At 68.8% G+C, this 14925-nt stretch carries 16 protein-coding genes; 7 read left to right on the top strand and 9 right to left on the bottom strand.

The features are described from left to right. The first annotated feature begins 15 nt into the window (after positions 1-15). The 3 genes from METRZ18153_RS0102955 to METRZ18153_RS0102945 all read left to right on the top strand — a co-directional run bounded on the left by METRZ18153_RS0102955 (position 16) and on the right by METRZ18153_RS0102945 (position 3984). Complete coding sequence (locus METRZ18153_RS0102955) at positions 16-531, top strand: TRAP transporter small permease subunit (RefSeq protein ID WP_020163338.1); 516 nt, start codon at positions 16-18, stop codon at positions 529-531. A 79-nt stretch (positions 532-610) separates the two neighbouring features. Continuing rightward, complete coding sequence (locus METRZ18153_RS0102950) at positions 611-2263, top strand: TRAP transporter large permease (RefSeq protein ID WP_020163337.1); 1653 nt, start codon at positions 611-613, stop codon at positions 2261-2263. Between the two features lie 113 nt (positions 2264-2376). Further along, a complete protein-coding gene (locus METRZ18153_RS0102945; protein WP_020163336.1) occupies positions 2377-3984 on the top strand; it encodes a methyl-accepting chemotaxis protein in 1608 nt (535 codons plus the stop codon). 46 nt (positions 3985-4030) lie between these two features. On the opposite strand, the gene METRZ18153_RS0102940 is transcribed toward METRZ18153_RS0102945, so the two are convergent. Beyond that, complete coding sequence (locus METRZ18153_RS0102940; RefSeq protein WP_020163335.1) at positions 4031-4846, bottom strand: alpha/beta fold hydrolase; 816 nt, start codon at positions 4844-4846, stop codon at positions 4031-4033. A 125-nt stretch (positions 4847-4971) separates the two neighbouring features. Here METRZ18153_RS0102940 and METRZ18153_RS0102935 point away from each other — a divergent pair, with 125 nt between their 5' ends. Beyond that, positions 4972-5475 (top strand): hypothetical protein, encoded by a 504-nt coding sequence (locus tag METRZ18153_RS0102935; RefSeq protein ID WP_232415949.1) that lies wholly within the window; start codon positions 4972-4974, stop codon positions 5473-5475. Positions 5476-5493: 18 nt separating this feature from the next. Here METRZ18153_RS0102935 and METRZ18153_RS0102930 read toward each other — a convergent pair whose 3' ends face one another. The 7 genes from METRZ18153_RS0102930 to METRZ18153_RS0102900 form a co-directional block, all read right to left on the bottom strand. After that, on the bottom strand, positions 5494-7227 hold the full coding sequence (locus METRZ18153_RS0102930) for a cation:proton antiporter domain-containing protein (RefSeq protein ID WP_020163333.1): 1734 nt from the start codon (positions 7225-7227) through the stop codon (positions 5494-5496). Between the two features lie 79 nt (positions 7228-7306). Then, positions 7307-8080 (bottom strand): fumarylacetoacetate hydrolase family protein, encoded by a 774-nt coding sequence (locus METRZ18153_RS0102925; RefSeq protein ID WP_020163332.1) that lies wholly within the window; start codon positions 8078-8080, stop codon positions 7307-7309. Positions 8081-8139: 59 nt separating this feature from the next. Then, a complete protein-coding gene (locus METRZ18153_RS0102920; protein WP_020163331.1) occupies positions 8140-8781 on the bottom strand; it encodes an NADPH-dependent FMN reductase in 642 nt (213 codons plus the stop codon). Next, entirely contained in the window at positions 8778-9419 is a 642-nt protein-coding gene (locus METRZ18153_RS0102915) for a ParA family protein (protein WP_020163330.1), read from the bottom strand. Before METRZ18153_RS0102915 ends, METRZ18153_RS0102920 begins: the two co-directional genes overlap by 4 nt. After that, entirely contained in the window at positions 9416-10075 is a 660-nt protein-coding gene (locus METRZ18153_RS0102910; protein ID WP_020163329.1) for an SDR family NAD(P)-dependent oxidoreductase, read from the bottom strand. Before METRZ18153_RS0102910 ends, METRZ18153_RS0102915 begins: the two co-directional genes overlap by 4 nt. A 33-nt stretch (positions 10076-10108) precedes the next feature. Continuing rightward, entirely contained in the window at positions 10109-10447 is a 339-nt protein-coding gene (locus METRZ18153_RS0102905; protein ID WP_020163328.1) for a hypothetical protein, read from the bottom strand. Positions 10448-10491: 44 nt separating this feature from the next. After that, positions 10492-11475: a quinone oxidoreductase family protein gene (locus METRZ18153_RS0102900; protein WP_029143508.1), complete on the bottom strand. Its 984-nt coding sequence runs from the start codon at positions 11473-11475 to the stop codon at positions 10492-10494. 166 nt (positions 11476-11641) lie between these two features. On the opposite strand from METRZ18153_RS0102900, the gene METRZ18153_RS0102895 reads away from it, so the two are divergent. The 3 genes from METRZ18153_RS0102895 to METRZ18153_RS0102885 all read left to right on the top strand — a co-directional run bounded on the left by METRZ18153_RS0102895 (position 11642) and on the right by METRZ18153_RS0102885 (position 13195). Continuing rightward, on the top strand, positions 11642-12409 hold the full coding sequence (locus tag METRZ18153_RS0102895) for a ParA family protein (RefSeq protein WP_019915387.1): 768 nt from the start codon (positions 11642-11644) through the stop codon (positions 12407-12409). Beyond that, positions 12406-12618, top strand: coding sequence for a hypothetical protein (locus METRZ18153_RS0102890; RefSeq protein WP_020163326.1), 213 nt, complete (start codon positions 12406-12408; stop codon positions 12616-12618). The genes METRZ18153_RS0102895 and METRZ18153_RS0102890 overlap by 4 nt, the downstream gene beginning before the upstream one ends. A 61-nt stretch (positions 12619-12679) precedes the next feature. Beyond that, positions 12680-13195, top strand: a complete 516-nt coding sequence (locus tag METRZ18153_RS0102885; protein WP_043363741.1) for a hypothetical protein — start codon at positions 12680-12682, stop codon at positions 13193-13195. A 33-nt stretch (positions 13196-13228) separates the two neighbouring features. Here the strand turns inward: METRZ18153_RS0102885 and METRZ18153_RS0102880 are convergent, their stop codons facing one another. Continuing rightward, positions 13229-14713 (bottom strand): diguanylate cyclase, encoded by a 1485-nt coding sequence (locus tag METRZ18153_RS0102880; protein ID WP_029143507.1) that lies wholly within the window; start codon positions 14711-14713, stop codon positions 13229-13231. Positions 14714-14925: the final 212 nt, after the last annotated feature.

Raw genomic sequence — 14925 nt, 5'->3', positions numbered from 1 at the left:
CTCCACCCCCACGCCATGCGCGCCCTGCTGACGCTCGCCGATCTGACCGACCGACTGAACGAGGCCTGCGGCCGCGTGCTGCCGTGGACCGTGCTGGCGGCGGTGCTGCTGGCGGTAGGCAATGCGCTGGCGCGCAAGTTCGACGCCGGCTCGAATGCGCTGCTTGAGGCGCAGTGGTATCTGGTGTCGGCCGCCTTCCTGCTCGGCGCCGGCCGCGTGCTGAAGCTGGACGAGCACGTGCGCATCGATCTGCTGACCGCGCGCCTGTCGCCGCGCGGCCGGATCAAAGCCGACATCGCTGCGCTCGCGCTGACCGTGCTGCCGGTATGCCTGCTGATGCTGTGGCTGTCCTGGCCCTGGTTCCTGTCGTCGTGGCTCAGCAATGAAGTGTCGGCCAGCGCCGGCGGCCTGCCGTTGTGGCCGGCCCGCATTCTTGTGCCCGCCGGCTTCGCGCTGCTCACCTTGCAGGCGCTGGCGCTGATCGTGCGCCGGGTCGCTGCGCTCGCCGACGACGCGGAGGCGGAGGCATGAGCGCGTCCGCACGGCCGCTCCGAAGGATGCGCGTCCCTCCCCCGGGGAGGTGGTCACACAGTGACCGGAGGGTCGTCCCATGACCGCCTGGCTGGCCCCGGTCATGTTCTTCGCGATGATCCTGTTCCTGCTGTCGGGGGCGCCGGTCGCGTTCGCGCTGGCGACCTGCGGCATCGTGTTCGGGCTGATCGGCATCGAACTGGGCCTGCTCTCCGCCTCGCTGGTGCAGGCGATGCCGGACCGCGTATTCGGCGTCATGAGCAACGACACGCTGCTCGCCATTCCCTTCTTCACCTTCATGGGCCTGCTGCTCGAACGGTCCGGCATGGCCGAGGACCTGCTCGACACGGTGGGCCGGCTGTTCGGCACGCTGCGCGGCGGGCTGGCGGTGGCGGTGGTGCTCGTCGGCGCGATGCTGGCGGCCACCACAGGCGTGGTCGCGGCGTCGGTCATTTCCATGGGTCTCATTTCCTTGCCCATCATGCTGCGCGCCGGCTACGACGCGCGGCTTGCCAGCGGCGTGATCGCCGCGTCGGGCACGCTGGCGCAGATCATTCCGCCCTCGCTGGTGCTCATCGTGCTGGCCGACCAGCTGAACCGGCCGGTGGGCGACATGTACCGCGGTGCACTGCTGCCCGGTCTGGTGCTGACCGGGCTCTATCTGCTCTACGTGCTGGGCATGGCCTGGCTGAAACCGAAGAGCGCACCCGCGCTGCCCGAAGCCGACGACCACGACGCGGCCGAGCGGCGCGGCGTGTGGGCGCTGTTCGCGGTCGCGCTGGCGGCTGGTGTCGGCGCCAGTCAGCTGCCGGCGCTGCAGGCGCACGCCGCCGACGCGCGCGCACTGCTGTCGGTCACCGCCGGTGGCGCGGTGGCTTGGCTGCTGGCGCTGGCGGACCGCCTGCTGCGCCTGAACCTGCTGCCCGATCTGGCGCGCCGCGTGGCCTTCGTGCTGATGCCGCCGCTGGCGCTGATCTTCCTCGTGCTCGGCACCATCTACCTCGGCCTGGCGACGCCGACCGAAGGCGGCGCGATGGGCGCGGCCGGCGCGCTGCTGATGGCGCTGGCGCGCCGCCGCCTCAGCGGAGAACTGCTGAACCAGGCGCTCGACCGCACGGTGCGGCTGACCTGCTTCGTGCTGTTCATACTGATCGGCGCGCGCCTGTTCTCGCTCACCTTCTACGGCATCGACGGTCACCTGTGGGTCGAACACCTGCTGCTGTCGCTGCCCGGCGGCCAGACCGGCTTCCTGATCGCGGTGATGCTGCTGGTGTTCGTGCTCGCCTTCTTCCTCGACTTCTTCGAACTGGCCTTCATCATCGTGCCGCTGCTGGCGCCGGTGGCCGAGAAGCTGGGAATCGACCTGGTGTGGTTCGGCGTGCTGCTGGCGGTGAACATGCAGACCTCCTTCATGCACCCGCCCTTCGGCTTCGCGCTGTTCTACCTGCGCTCGGTGGCGCCGAAGACGCTGCCCACGCGCGACATCTACTGGGGCGCCGTACCCTTCGTCGGCATCCAGATCGTCATGGTGGCGCTGGTGCTGGCGGTGCCTCAGCTGGTGACCGCCAACCTGGGCGGGCCGGCGCGGGCGGTGGGCAGCGGCAGCCTCGTCGACGACGGCTACGAGCGTACCGGCGGCACGCCGCGTCTGCCGGCGGGCCACCCCGAGGCGGCGCTCGAAGCGGCGATCGAGCGGGCAGAACGCCTGTCCGGCCAGAGCGAGGGGGACTGAGCGCAGCGCAGTACCGTCCGTCGGGAATCCGTCCCGCGCGGTCGCCGCGTCGTCAAGTAATGCGGCGCCCGGCCGTGAACCCTTCGTCCATAGCGAACCGAAGGGATGACCCCGTGAAGATTTCCACTCGCCTGGCACTGATCGTGTCGTGCTCCGCCGTCGGTCTGGTGCTGATAGGCGGCATCGCACTGAGCGAAATCCGCTCGACCATGATGGCCGAACGCGAGGCGCGCATCGTCACGCTGCTCAAGCTGTCTACCGGCATCCTGCAGCGCTATCACGAGCAGGAGAAAGCCGGCACGCTGACGCGCGAACAGGCGCAGGCACATGCACGCGAGGCGCTGCTGGGCCTGCAGAGCGATGATCACTACATGTTCGCGCGCAGCGCCGACGATGTGCTGCTGGCCCACGTGCGCAAGGAAAAGCTCGGCCAGAAGGACAATGGTGGCGTTGCCCCGGACGGCCGCACCAACACCGACGTCTACCGCGAAGCGCTGGCCAAGGCCGACCCCGCCTTCGTCACCGTACCGGCGAAGAAGCCGGGGGCCAGCGAGGCGCTGCCGAAGATGAACGGCGTCACCCATTTCGCGCCCTGGGGCTGGACCCTGGGGACCGGCTTCTTCGTCGATGACATCGAACAGGCCTTCAAGTCCTACGCGCTGACGCTGCTGGTCATCGCGCTGGCGGTCATTGCAGCCACCGTGGCGCTGACCATCACCGCCTCGCGCCGCATCTTTGCGCAGATCGGCGGCGAGCCGGAGGTCGCAATGCGGGCCGCCACCGAAATCGCCGCCGGGCGACTCGACGTGGCGATGCCATCGGCACGCAACGGCAGCCTGATGCATTCGCTGTCCATCATGCGCGACAGCCTGAAGACCATGATAGGCGGCATCCAGCAGGGGTCGAAGTCGCTGACCGCGGCGGCCTCCGACATTGCCGAACGCATGCAGCAGATCCGCGAGGCCTCCGGCCAGTCGTCGTCCGCGACCTCCTCGACCGCCGCGGCAATCGAGGAGATGACGGTCAGCGTGAGCCAGATCGCCGACAGTGCGCGCGACTCGGAGAACCACTCCAGCCGTTCGGCCGAACTGGCCATCGTCGGCGAACAGCGTGTGCAGTCCGCCGCCGGCGCCATCGAGGACGTGTCACGGCAGGTCACCGACGCGTCGGAGCGCATCGGCGAACTGGCCGAGCGTTCGCGCCAGATCAGCGGCATCGCCAAGACCATCAAGGAAATTGCAGAACAGACCAATCTGCTGGCGCTGAACGCGGCGATCGAAGCGGCGCGCGCCGGCGAACAGGGCCGCGGCTTCGCGGTCGTCGCCGACGAGGTGCGCAAGCTGGCCGAGCGCACGACGCAGGCGACCGGCGAAATCGCGCAGACCATCGCGGCGATCCAGACCGACACCGACGCCGTCGTGCACAGCATGGAAGCGGTGCGCCCGCAGATACAGAAGGGCGTGGCGCTGGCCGGCGAGGCCGCGGCGGCGCTGCGCAGCATCAACGACGGCGCGACCGAGGCGCTGCACCAGATCCGCAGCGTCGCCCACGCGACCGCGGAACAGACGCAGGCCAGCAACAGCATCGCCAGCAACGTCGAACGCATCGCCCACATGGTCGAGGAATCCGACCACTCGGTGCTGGCCGCCGAACAGACCGTGCATCAGCTCGGGGCGCTGGCCACCGAACTCGATTCGACCATCGCCCGCTTCCGCGTCTGATCGCGGTCAGCGTCTCTTGCAGGAAGGGCCGGTGATCGCCCTGCGCTCACTGGCCTCCGCCCCGCTCGATCATTTCCAGCACTGCCCGCGCACACGCTTCCGGCGCCTCCATCGGCACCAGATGGCCGGTCGGCAGTTCCACCCAGCTCGCCCCCCAGAAACGGCGGTTCTGTTCGCGACCGGCGAGGCGGGTTTCTTCCGAATGACTGCCGGTGATGAAACCGACCGGCGTACCGCGGGCGCGCAGCCGGCGCACGGCGAGCAGCGCATCGCGGTGGGCGATGGTCGCGTACACGTCGCGCTCGGTTTCGCGTGGGATGGCCAGCGTGACCCCACCACCGGGGTGCTCGTGCAGGCCGGCGTGGACGAAATCTTCGAGCACACCGGGCGCCCAGCGCCGCACGAAATCTTTGCTGCCCAGATGGGCGCGCGCTTCCTCGCGCGACGCCCAGTGGTTGCGCCTGCGCGCCGCGACCGGCGCCGGGCCGAGCTTCCAGGTGAGTCCGGTGGCCTTTGCGGCCGACACCAGCGTTGCCCGCCAGCCGAGCACCATCGGCGAATCGATCAACACGACCTGTGACACCCGCTGCGGCAGCCGCGCAGCCGCCATCGCGGCCAGATAGCCGCCCATCGAATGTCCGACCAGCACCAGCGGTCCGTCGGGCAGCGCGTCGATGCAGTCCATCACCTGCGCCCGCATGCGCCGCCAGCCATGACCGGGGCGGTGCTGCGCTTCGGTGCCTATGGTGTCGATCGCGTGGACCGTCCAGCGCGTTGCCAGCAGATCGAGGAAGGCGCGATAAACGCCCGCCGGATAGCCGTTTGCGTGCAGGAAAAGCAGCCGGGAAGACGGTATGTTCATTGGATCGGAAGCATAACCCCGGCCGGCAGAATGCTCCCTGCTGCCGTTTGAGTCATGTCAATGTTGCGGCGCGGAATCCAGCGCAGACTGGTTATAAACAACCCACCAATCGGAAGGAAGACATCATGAAAAAGGAATGGGCAGTCATCGCGCTTTCCCTCTGTATGAGCGGCCCGGTATGGGCCGACGCGTCGGGCAAGCACGCCGGCGCCGACCACCCGGCCGAGGCCGTCAAGGGCAAGAAGCCGGCCAATGTCGCGGCCAAGCCTGCGCTGCCTCCCGGCGTCAGCACGAAGTCGAAGAAGGTGCACGCCGGCTACGAACACCCGGCGGTCGAAGGCCATGACCAGCACGTGCCGACCGCGGTCGAGAACACGCCGGCACTGCCGCCTGGCGTGAGCACGAAAACGAAGAAGGTTCACGCCGGCCAGGAGCATCCGGCGATCGAGGGCCACGAACAGCATGTGCCGACCGCGGTGGAGAACAGGCCGGCCCTGCCGCCGGGCGCCACGACGGCCACCCACAAGGTGCACGCCGGCTACGAACACCCGGCTATCGAAGGTCACGACCACCCGCTGCCGTCGGCCACCGAAAGCAAGCCGGCGCTGCCGCCGGGCGTCAAGCCCTGAACCGGTGACCGGCGGCGCTCAGGCGCTGCCGGCCGCCCGCTCCGACTCGATCAGGCGAGCGCCCGTGTCGGCATCGACGCCGACACGGTCGAGCACATGCACCCCCATCTGCAGCGCCGCTTCGAGCGCTTCGGGAATCACTTCGCTGGCCCCCGCCGCCAACAGCTCGCGCGCATGTGCGGCATCGCGCGCACGCGCGATCAGCGGCAGCGCCGGAAATTCGGCGCGCAGGCTGTGTACCACGTGGCGGGCCGCGGCCATGTCGTCCATCGTGACGACGATGGCGCGCGCGCGGCCGGCGCCGAGGTGATGCAGCAGAGCCGGCCTGCCGGCATCGCCGACGATGACCGGTCGCCCCTGCGCGTGATGTTCGGCCGCCGCCGCGACGTGGCGCTCGATCGCCACCCAGCGTACGTCGGCCCGGTCGAGCAGGCGCGCCACCAGCTGGCCGACGCGGCCGAAGCCGGCGATGATGACCACGTCCTCGTCGGCTTCGTCGTCCGGCAATGACGCGGGTGCGTCGGCCTCGCGCGTGTCGAGCTTCTGCCGCAGCACGCGGCCTGCCCGCGCCGCCAGCGGCGTCAGGAACATGCTCAAGGTCACCACCAGCAGCATGAAATTGCCGACCGCGCCGGCCAGCACGCCACCGGCGATGGCCACGCCGATGACGATGAAGCCGAATTCGCCGGCCTGGCCGAGCAGCAGCGCCGCCTCGGCCGCCTCGCCGCGGCTCAGGCCGCTGCGCCGGAACAAGCCGTACATGGTCGCGCTCTTGATGGCGTACAGGCCGAGCACCGAAGCGACCAGCCAGCCGGCGTCGCCGGCCACCTGCAGCAGATCGAGGCTCATGCCGACCGACACGAAGAACAGGCCCATCAACAGACCCTTGAACGGCTCGATGGCGAGCAGCGCGGCGTGACGGTATTCGGTTTCGGCCAGCATCAGGCCGGCGAGGAAGGCGCCGAGCGCCATCGACAGGCCGGCGGCGCCGGTCAGCGCCGCCACGCCAAGCGTGGCGAACAGCGTCAGCGCCATGAAGCTGTCGGCCTGGGTGGTGACCGACACGCGGCGGAACAGCGGGGTCAGCACGAGGCGTCCGGTCAGCAGGATGAGCGCCACGGCCGCCGCCGCCTTCAGCAGCGCGGTCAGCATCAGCATCAGGAAATGCCCGCCGCCGCCCTCTCCACTCTGGCCGGCCATCAGACCGAGCAGGATGAGCAGCGGCACGACGGCGATGTCCTGCAGCAGCAGCACGGCGAAACTCATGCGGCCGACAGTGGAGCGGGTCTGGCCGGATTCGGCCAGCAACTGCATCACCACTGCAGTCGACGACATGGCAAGACCGAGGCCGAGCACCACCGCCGTTTCTTCGCTGTGGCCGAAGGCCAGCGCGACGGCGCCGATCAGCGCAGCGCAGCCCAGCCATTGCGCGCTGCCGACACCGAGTACCCATCGGCGCAGCGACCACAGCTGGCGCGCCGGCAGCTCAAGGCCGATCACGAACAGCATGAACACCACGCCCAGTTCGGCCAGCACGCGCACACCTTCGCCGTCGGCGATGGTGAGCCAGCGCAGCCAGGCGTGGTCGGCCGCGATGCGGCCCAGTCCGTTCGGCCCGACCAGCGCACCGATCACCAGGAAGGCAACCACCTGGCTCACCCGCGCGCGGGCGAGCAGCGGCATCACCAGACCGGCGATGGCGAGGAAGAGCAGGATGGGCTGCAGATGGGGCAGGCCGGCGTGGGCGTCCATATTTTCAGGATGCCTGTGCGCGCGGCCGGCCGTATTGATGCAGGTCGATCGGAGCGCGGCTGTTCATGCCGCGGCGGCCCTACTCGGTCGGTGCGTAGGTGTTGGTCAGCGTGCCGACGCCACTGACGGTGACCTCGACCGTGGTGCCCGGCTTCATCGGCAGCACGCCGACCGAGGTGCCGCAGCAGATCACGTCGCCCGGCATCAGCGTCATGTCGCGCGAAATGCGCGACACCAGCTGCGCCGGCGAGAAGATCATGTCGGTCACCGGGTAGCGCTGGCGTTCGCGGCCACCGACCGTGGTGACGATTTCGGCGTCGGCCGGCAGCGGGTCGGTCGAAATGACCGGGCCGAAGCAGCCGAAGCCGTCAAAGCTCTTGGCGCGCGTCCATTGGCCGAAGGACGGGTTCTTGTCCACCAGTTCGAGCGCGCTGACGTCGTTGATGCAGGTGTAGCCGAAGATGGCGTCGGCGGCCTGCGCCTCGTCCAGATTGCGCGCGACCTTGCCGACGACGACGCCCAGTTCGCCTTCGTAGAACACGCGACCGTCGAAGCCGGCCGGCTTCGGGATGGGCTGCTGGTGCCAGTTCAGCGCCTGCGGCGAGCGCACCAGGTAGAGCGGATCTTCCGGAATCGGATGACCGGCCTTTTCCACTGCGGCGCGGATGTTGTGCACGATGATGACCATCTTCGGCGGCAGGCAGGGCATCAGCCACTCGATGCCGTCCAGCTGCACGGTCTCACCGGTCGGTGCCGGGTTGGCGAACAGATCGCCGTCCAGCAGTTCGACCGCATCGCCATTGATGCGGCCCAGGCGTTCGGCGCCGTTATGGCGCAGGCGCAGGTATTTCATGTCTCTTCCAGGCTCGTGTTTGTTGTAATGAAAAACTTCAGTCGCGCAGGCGCGTTCCGTCAATCGCGCAGGCGCGAGGCGACATCGACCAGGCGCGCGACCGTGCGGCGCAGCATCTGCTGCATCCGCTCGTCGGCCAGCCCGCCTTCCGGCGTGAAGGCGGAAGCGGCGTTGCCGACCGCGATCTGCTCCGACAGCACCAGCGCGCCGACCGACTGCAGCACCGCGCGCAGATGCACCAGACCACGCAGGCCACCGAGCGCGCCGGGCGAGGCAGCGCCCAGTGCGACCGTCTTGTTGGCATAGGGCACGGTGCCCGCCTCGTCGCCGGCCGGGCGCGACACCCAGTCCAGCGTGTTCTTGAGCACGGCGCTCATCGACCCGTTGTATTCGGGCGACGCGATGAACAGGCCGTCGTGCGACTTGAACAGTTCCTTCAGCGGGCGCACACCCAGCGGCAGCCCGGCCGACGCTTCGAGATCGCCGTCGTACAGCGGCAGCGGGTGGTCGCGCAGATCCATCAGCGTCGCCTCGCCGCCGGCTTCCTCGATCGCGCGCGCGGCGGCGATCGCCAGCTTGCGGTTGAACGAAGCCTCGCGCGTGCTGCCGGCGAACACCAGGATGCGCGCCTTGGCGCCATCCAGCTCGGAACTGTCGCGGACGACGGCGAGGCTCTTGCTGTTGCGTGTCGAGTTGTTCATGGGGAATCCAGCCAATCGATGATGGGTTGCCACTGTTCGCGGTCGGTCTGCGCGCGCGAGCGCGACAGGTCGAAAATGCTCATGCCGTGCGCCGCCGTCTGCACGTACAGCTGCGAGTTGCGCAGGTAGGCCAGCACGGGCAGTTCGAGGCCAGCGCAGAAACGCTCCAGTTCGTGCGCGGCGCGGGTGCGGGTGTCGACCCGCATGCCGACGATGCCGATCTTCACCTTGTTCGCGGCAACCCGCTTGTGCTCGGCCAGTTCGGTCAGGAAGTCGCCGGTGGCGAGGATGTCGAAGATCGACGGCTGGACCGGGATCAGCACGCGGTCGACCATTTTCAGCATCGCCTCCAGCCGCTTGCCGCGCAGGCCGGCCGGCGTGTCGAGCACGACGTGGGTGGTGCCGCGCGGCGGACGGGCCGGCTGTTCGGGCTCGAGTTCCCAGGTGGAGATTGGCGCCAGCAATGGCGAGCGCATGCCCAGCCAGTGGCGGGCCGATTGCTGGCGATCGATGTCGCCCAGCATGACGCGCGCGCCCTGGGTGGCCCAGTGACCGGCCACATTGGTGGCCAGCGTGCTCTTGCCGGCGCCACCCTTGGGGTTGGCGATCAGCACGCTGCGCAGTGCCCGTTCCGTCATGACAATACGATCTCGCGCGCAAACTGGCCGGGCGGCTGCGCGTGCAGCGTCCAGAAGGCGTCGGCCACACGGGATGCGTCGAGCAGGCTGCCTTCGCGCAGCACGCCGGCAATGGTGACGATGGCGGCATGCACGCCGGCCGGCGACAGCTCCTGGTGCAGGCTGAATACGAGGTTGCGCAGCGCCGCCTTCTGCACCGACAGCGAGGCGGCCGCGGCGACCGGCTCCATCGCCAGGCCACCGCCGGTGTACAGGATGCTGCCCTGGCCGGTCGCCCGCATCGCCGGCAGCACGGCGCGTGCCGCGGTCAGCGCGCCGAGCACGCCGATGCGCAGATCGGACGCCAGCGCTTCCGGGTCGAGCACCGACGGTGCGCATTCGCGCGGCACCGAGGCGTTGAAGATGAGCACTTCCGGCGGCGGCATCGCCTGCCGCATGTTCTCGATGGCCGACACGATGGATTCGTCGCTGCCGGCATCGACCACGAAACCCTGCGCGGTCACGCCGCGCGCGGCCAGTTCGTGCTCGTAGCGCTCGAGCTTTCCGGCGTCGCGCGAAATCATCGCCACGCAATAGCCCTCGGCGGCGAAACGCCGCGCCACTGCGGCGCCGACGCCTGAGCCCATGCCGACGATGGCACACACTTTCGAACCCATAGTTCTCTCCCGACCTGCTGCGCTTCTGCGTGTTTACTTGTTCTTTGCTGCCGCACGTGCCGCGGCCAGTGCGCTGCGACGTTCCTCGTCCGCGTGCGCAATGGCCTGCTTCTGTTCGTCGCTCAGTGGCTCGCCCAGCTGCTTTTCGATGCCGGCAGCCACCCGCGCCGACGGTTCGGTGATGCGCCCTTCCGCCGGCATGGCGGCGCGCACCTGCGCTGCCGGCAGCTTCGTGATGTCGACCACGCGACGCACGAACTGCTCGTCGATGCGGCGGGTTTCGGCCTTCAGAAAGGCCGTCTGCGCCGGCGTCTGCGCCGCGGCGGGAGACAGGATGCAGCAGCAGGCGAGCAGCGACAACAGAAACTTCATCGAAAAGCGCTCCGAAAGAGGATGTCGCCGGTGCAGCGGATGCTTCACTGCGGCAACAGGATGGTCGAGCCGGTCGTGCGACGCGCGGCCAGTGCTTCATGCGCACGGGCACAGTCGGCTAACGCATGACGCTGCTGAATGTTGATCTGCAGCGTGCCGTCGAGTACGCGGGCGAACAGTTCGTCGGCCGCGGCGACCAGGTCGGCACGGGCGGCAATGTAATGGAACAGCGTCGGCCGGGTCAGGAAGAGCGAGCCCTTCTGCGCCAGCATGCCGGGCTCGAATGGCGCGACCGGCCCGGACGCATTGCCATAGCTCACCATCATGCCCATGGGCTGCAGGCAGTCGAGTGAAGCCATGAAGGTGTCGCGGCCGATGCCGTCATAGACCACGCGCACGCCGCGGCCGCCGGTCAGTGCACGCACCTGCGCCGCGAGGTCGGCCGGCGCCACGCCGGTCAGCGCGTGTTCGCAGCCGTTGGCCTGCGCCAGCGCCGCCTTGTCCGGCGTGCTGACGGTGCCGATGACGGTGGCGCCGAGCGCGCGGGCCCACTGGCAGGCGATCAGGCCGACGCCGCCGGCCGCCGCGTGGATGAGCACCGCGTCGCCGGGCTCGACACGGCAGGTGCGGCGCAGCAGGTAGTGCGCGGTCAGCCCCTTGAGCATCAGCGCGGCAGCGGTATCGAAGGAAACGCCGTCCGGCAGACGTACCAGCCGGTCGGCCGCTATATTGCGCGCCGTGGCGTAGGCGCCGAGCGGACCGCCTGCATAGGCGACACGGTCACCGACCGCGACTTCGCTGACACCGGGACCGATGGCCTCGACCACGCCAGCCGCCTCCTGCCCCAGTCCGCTCGGCAACGGCACCGGATAGAGGCCGCTGCGGTGGTAGATGTCGATGAAATTGACGCCGACCGCATGCTGGCGCACGCGTGCCTCGCCCGGCGCAGGCGCGCCCGGCTCGACCGCCTCGTACTGCAGCACTTCGGGGCCGCCGGTGCGGTGCATGCGTACAGCGAAATCCGTCATGGTCATCCTGCCCTCATGGTGATTGGCGCGGAATTCTACCGGTCATGATCGGGGTCTGTTGCCCTTCACGTCGCGGCGCGTGCGCGCGACGGCCGCAATCAGCACGCTTATTGTGCACTGCACCCAATGATTTGGCAGAATGCCTCTTTCGGTCAGGGAGTCCGTCATGCGTCGCGTCGTGTTCAACCAGAAAGGTGGCGTCGGCAAGTCCACCATCACCTGCAACCTCGCCGCCATCAGCGCGGCAAGCGGCAAACGTACGCTGGTGATCGACCTCGATACGCAGGGCAATTCCAGCAACTATCTGCTGGGCAAGGCGGCGGACAGCGTCGAGCTTGGCGCCGCCGACTTCTTCGACCAGATCCTGAACTTCAAGCTGACGCCGAAAGACACCACCGAATTCATCACCGACACCGCCCACCCGGGTCTGGCCGTGATGACCGCCAGCGCCAAGCTGGCCGAACTCGAGAACAAGCTGGAATCGCGCTACAAGATCTACAAGCTGCGCGAGGCGCTGGAAGCGCTGGACCAGTTCGACCACATCTACATCGATACGCCGCCGGCGCTGAATTTCTATTCGCGTTGCGCGCTGATTGCGGCGGAATCGGTGCTCATCCCGTTCGATTGCGACGAGTTCTCGCGCAAGGCGCTGTACCAGCTGATCGACAACATCGAAGAGATCCGCGCCGACCACAACGAGGCCCTGAAGCTCGAAGGCATCGTCGTGAACCAGTACCAGGCGCGCTCCAGCCTGCCGGCCCGCGTGGTGCAGGAACTGCGCGACGAAGGCCTGCCGGTGCTCGACGCGACGCTGTCGCCGTCGGTCAAGGTGAAGGAGTCGCATGAGGCGGCACTGCCGCTGATCCACTTCGCGCCGTCGCACAAGCTGGCGCAGGAATTCGTCGCGCTGCACACGCTGCTGAACGGCGCGTGAGCGGTTTCGTCGTCGCGCTGATCGCTGTCGCGGCGCTGGTGTGGCTGCTGACCGGCGGTCTGCGCCGCCTGCGCGAGCGCCCGCACGACTCGCAAGCGGACGGCAGCGGCATCGCCGGCAGCAGCAACGATTCGGGCTGCACCCATGTTGGCGACGGCGGCAGCGATTGCGGTGGAGGTGGTGGCGATGGCGGCGGTGGTGGTGACTGAGGCCGAGCGGGCCGCGGGCGAGCACTGCGAACTCCGGACGCCCTGCGGCGTCTGAGCCGGCATGAAACACGGCGCCCTGCTCCTCTCCTTGCTGGCATGTCTGGCCGCCGCGCCGCTGGCGGCCGCCGACCGCGTCGCCGGCAGCTACCGCGCAGTGGTCGAGCTGGACAACGGCTGGCCGCGCGGCTGCGGCACCGCGGTGACGGTGTCAGGCTGGGACATCCGCGTCGTGCGCCAGCGCGACGGCGACGAGGTGAACGCCCGAGTCGAGGTGCAGCCGCCGCCGGGCAATCCTGGACTGCCGGTGCTGGCGCGGCTGGAAGTCGAGCAGTTCCGCCCTGCCATACTGCTGGTCGCCCAGGACGGCCGGCTCACGCTGCCCGGCTTCGAGGCCGACAAGCAGCTCGACTGGGCGACGCTGATGCGCAACTTCCTTTTCTTCGGCGGTCGCCTGGTGCTGGGCCAGATCGGCGGCGACGTCGAGCTGCCATTCAACGGCCCGGCACCGCGCGACGTGACGGGTCAGTACCTGAACTGCGCCGGCGACCTCGCCGCGCCCTTCCGCAACGGCAGCTGAGCCCGCGCGGCACGCGATTCGCTGTCGCAGACCTTAGTGCCGGACCGAGGTGAGCACCCAGCCTTCGCCAAACGACGTTTCCTCGACCCGCAGGATGCGTCCGTCCATCATGTCGACGTCGAACGAGCGCCACGGCCGGCTGCGCCGTTTGCTGTCGGCGGCCGCAAGCCAGGCTTCGATGTCGTCCGTTTCGATGCGCGGCCCGATGCGGTGCGTGTAGCAATGTCGCATCAGGTCGGCGAAGCGGAGATCGCCGGCCGGCACGCAGTACATTTCGATGAAGGCTGCATTGGCCAGCACCAGCCGGTCGACCGGATCGAACAGCGCGAAAGCGGTTTCGCTCATGTCGATGCCGGTCAGCAGCTGGCGCAGCACGTCCGGCCGCGCAGCGGCCACCGCCAGATGCGGCGGCACGCCCTCTTCGCCGGTGATCGGCCCACCATCGACCTCGCCGCCGCCCGGGCCGGGCAGCACGATGCGGTCGCGGCCGGCATGCTTGGCGCGATAGAGCATCTGGTCGGCGACACGCATCCACGCCTCGCAGGTATCGAGCATCGGCGTCAGTTCGGCCACACCGAAGCTGGCGGTGACCACGTGCCCGTCGATCAGCGGTTCGTCGTGCAGGCACTGACGCAGGCGCGCCATCATTTCGCGTGCGCCCTCGCCGGTGGTGTCCGGCAGCAGGATGCCGAATTCCTCGCCACCGTAGCGGCCCGCCGTGTCATTGACCCGCAGTTCGCGGCCGAGCAGCGCGGCGAAACGACGGATCGCCTCGTCGCCGGCGGCGTGGCCGTAGCGATCGTTGATGTACTTGAAGTGATCGAGATCGGCCATCACCAGCGTCGCCGTATGCCCGTAGCGGCGATAGCGCGCGAATTCCTTGCGCACCAGCACCTCCCAGTGACCGCGGTTGGCGAGGCCGGACAGCGCGTCGATCCGGCTCAGCGTCTCCAGCGCCTCGCGCTGTCGCTGCAGCTTGCGCAGCGCTTGGTTGGTGACGAAGCCGATGGCGATCGGATGCAGCAGCATCGGCACGCCGGCCGCGACGACGACCAGACTGGACAGCGGCTGCCAGTCGAAACCGTAAAGCAGCACGCCGGCGAACACCCCCACCGCGTGCACCAGCAGGCCACGCAGCATCAGGCGCGGACCGCAGCCGGCGACGCTGTCCATGCTCATCAGCGCGAGGATGAGCAGCGAGGGCACGGCGTTGAAGGCCATCAGTGCGGTCCATGCACCACCGAAGAAATGATCGGCCAGCAGGTTGTCGCCTTCGGCACGGAAGGGATCGCGCGACTGCCGGGCGCGCCACCAGGCGAGGTGGGGCCACACCAATGCGTGCAGCAAGGGGCCCAGCCAGAGCAGCCAGGACGACCACGACAGGTCGCCGCGCTCGTACAGCACGGCGAGCACCATGGGCAGGCCGAACAGCAGCCCGGCCTGCCGCGCGCGATAGCTGCGCTGCGCGAAGCCCAGCTGGGGCATGTGCTCGCCACCGCCTGCGGCAGGAGTATTCATGCCCTCACCCTGTTCGGGCGCGGGCACATCGGGGCATCGAGGGACATTGCGGACTGCACGGGAAACTCGCTGAAATCGGACCGGACCCGGAAGGCGGACCCGCGGCCAATCATTCTAGGGTCTGTTGCCATTGATTCGCGCGCGGCCCGCGATTCAATGGCAACAGACCCTGGGGCGGCGCCCGATACCGCTTGAAAGGATTGGTGTCGTGC

The sequence above is a fragment of the Methyloversatilis discipulorum genome (genome assembly GCF_000385375.1).
Taxonomy (GTDB): domain Bacteria; phylum Pseudomonadota; class Gammaproteobacteria; order Burkholderiales; family Rhodocyclaceae; genus Methyloversatilis; species Methyloversatilis discipulorum_A.
This window is presented reverse-complemented; position numbering and strand designations above follow the sequence as displayed.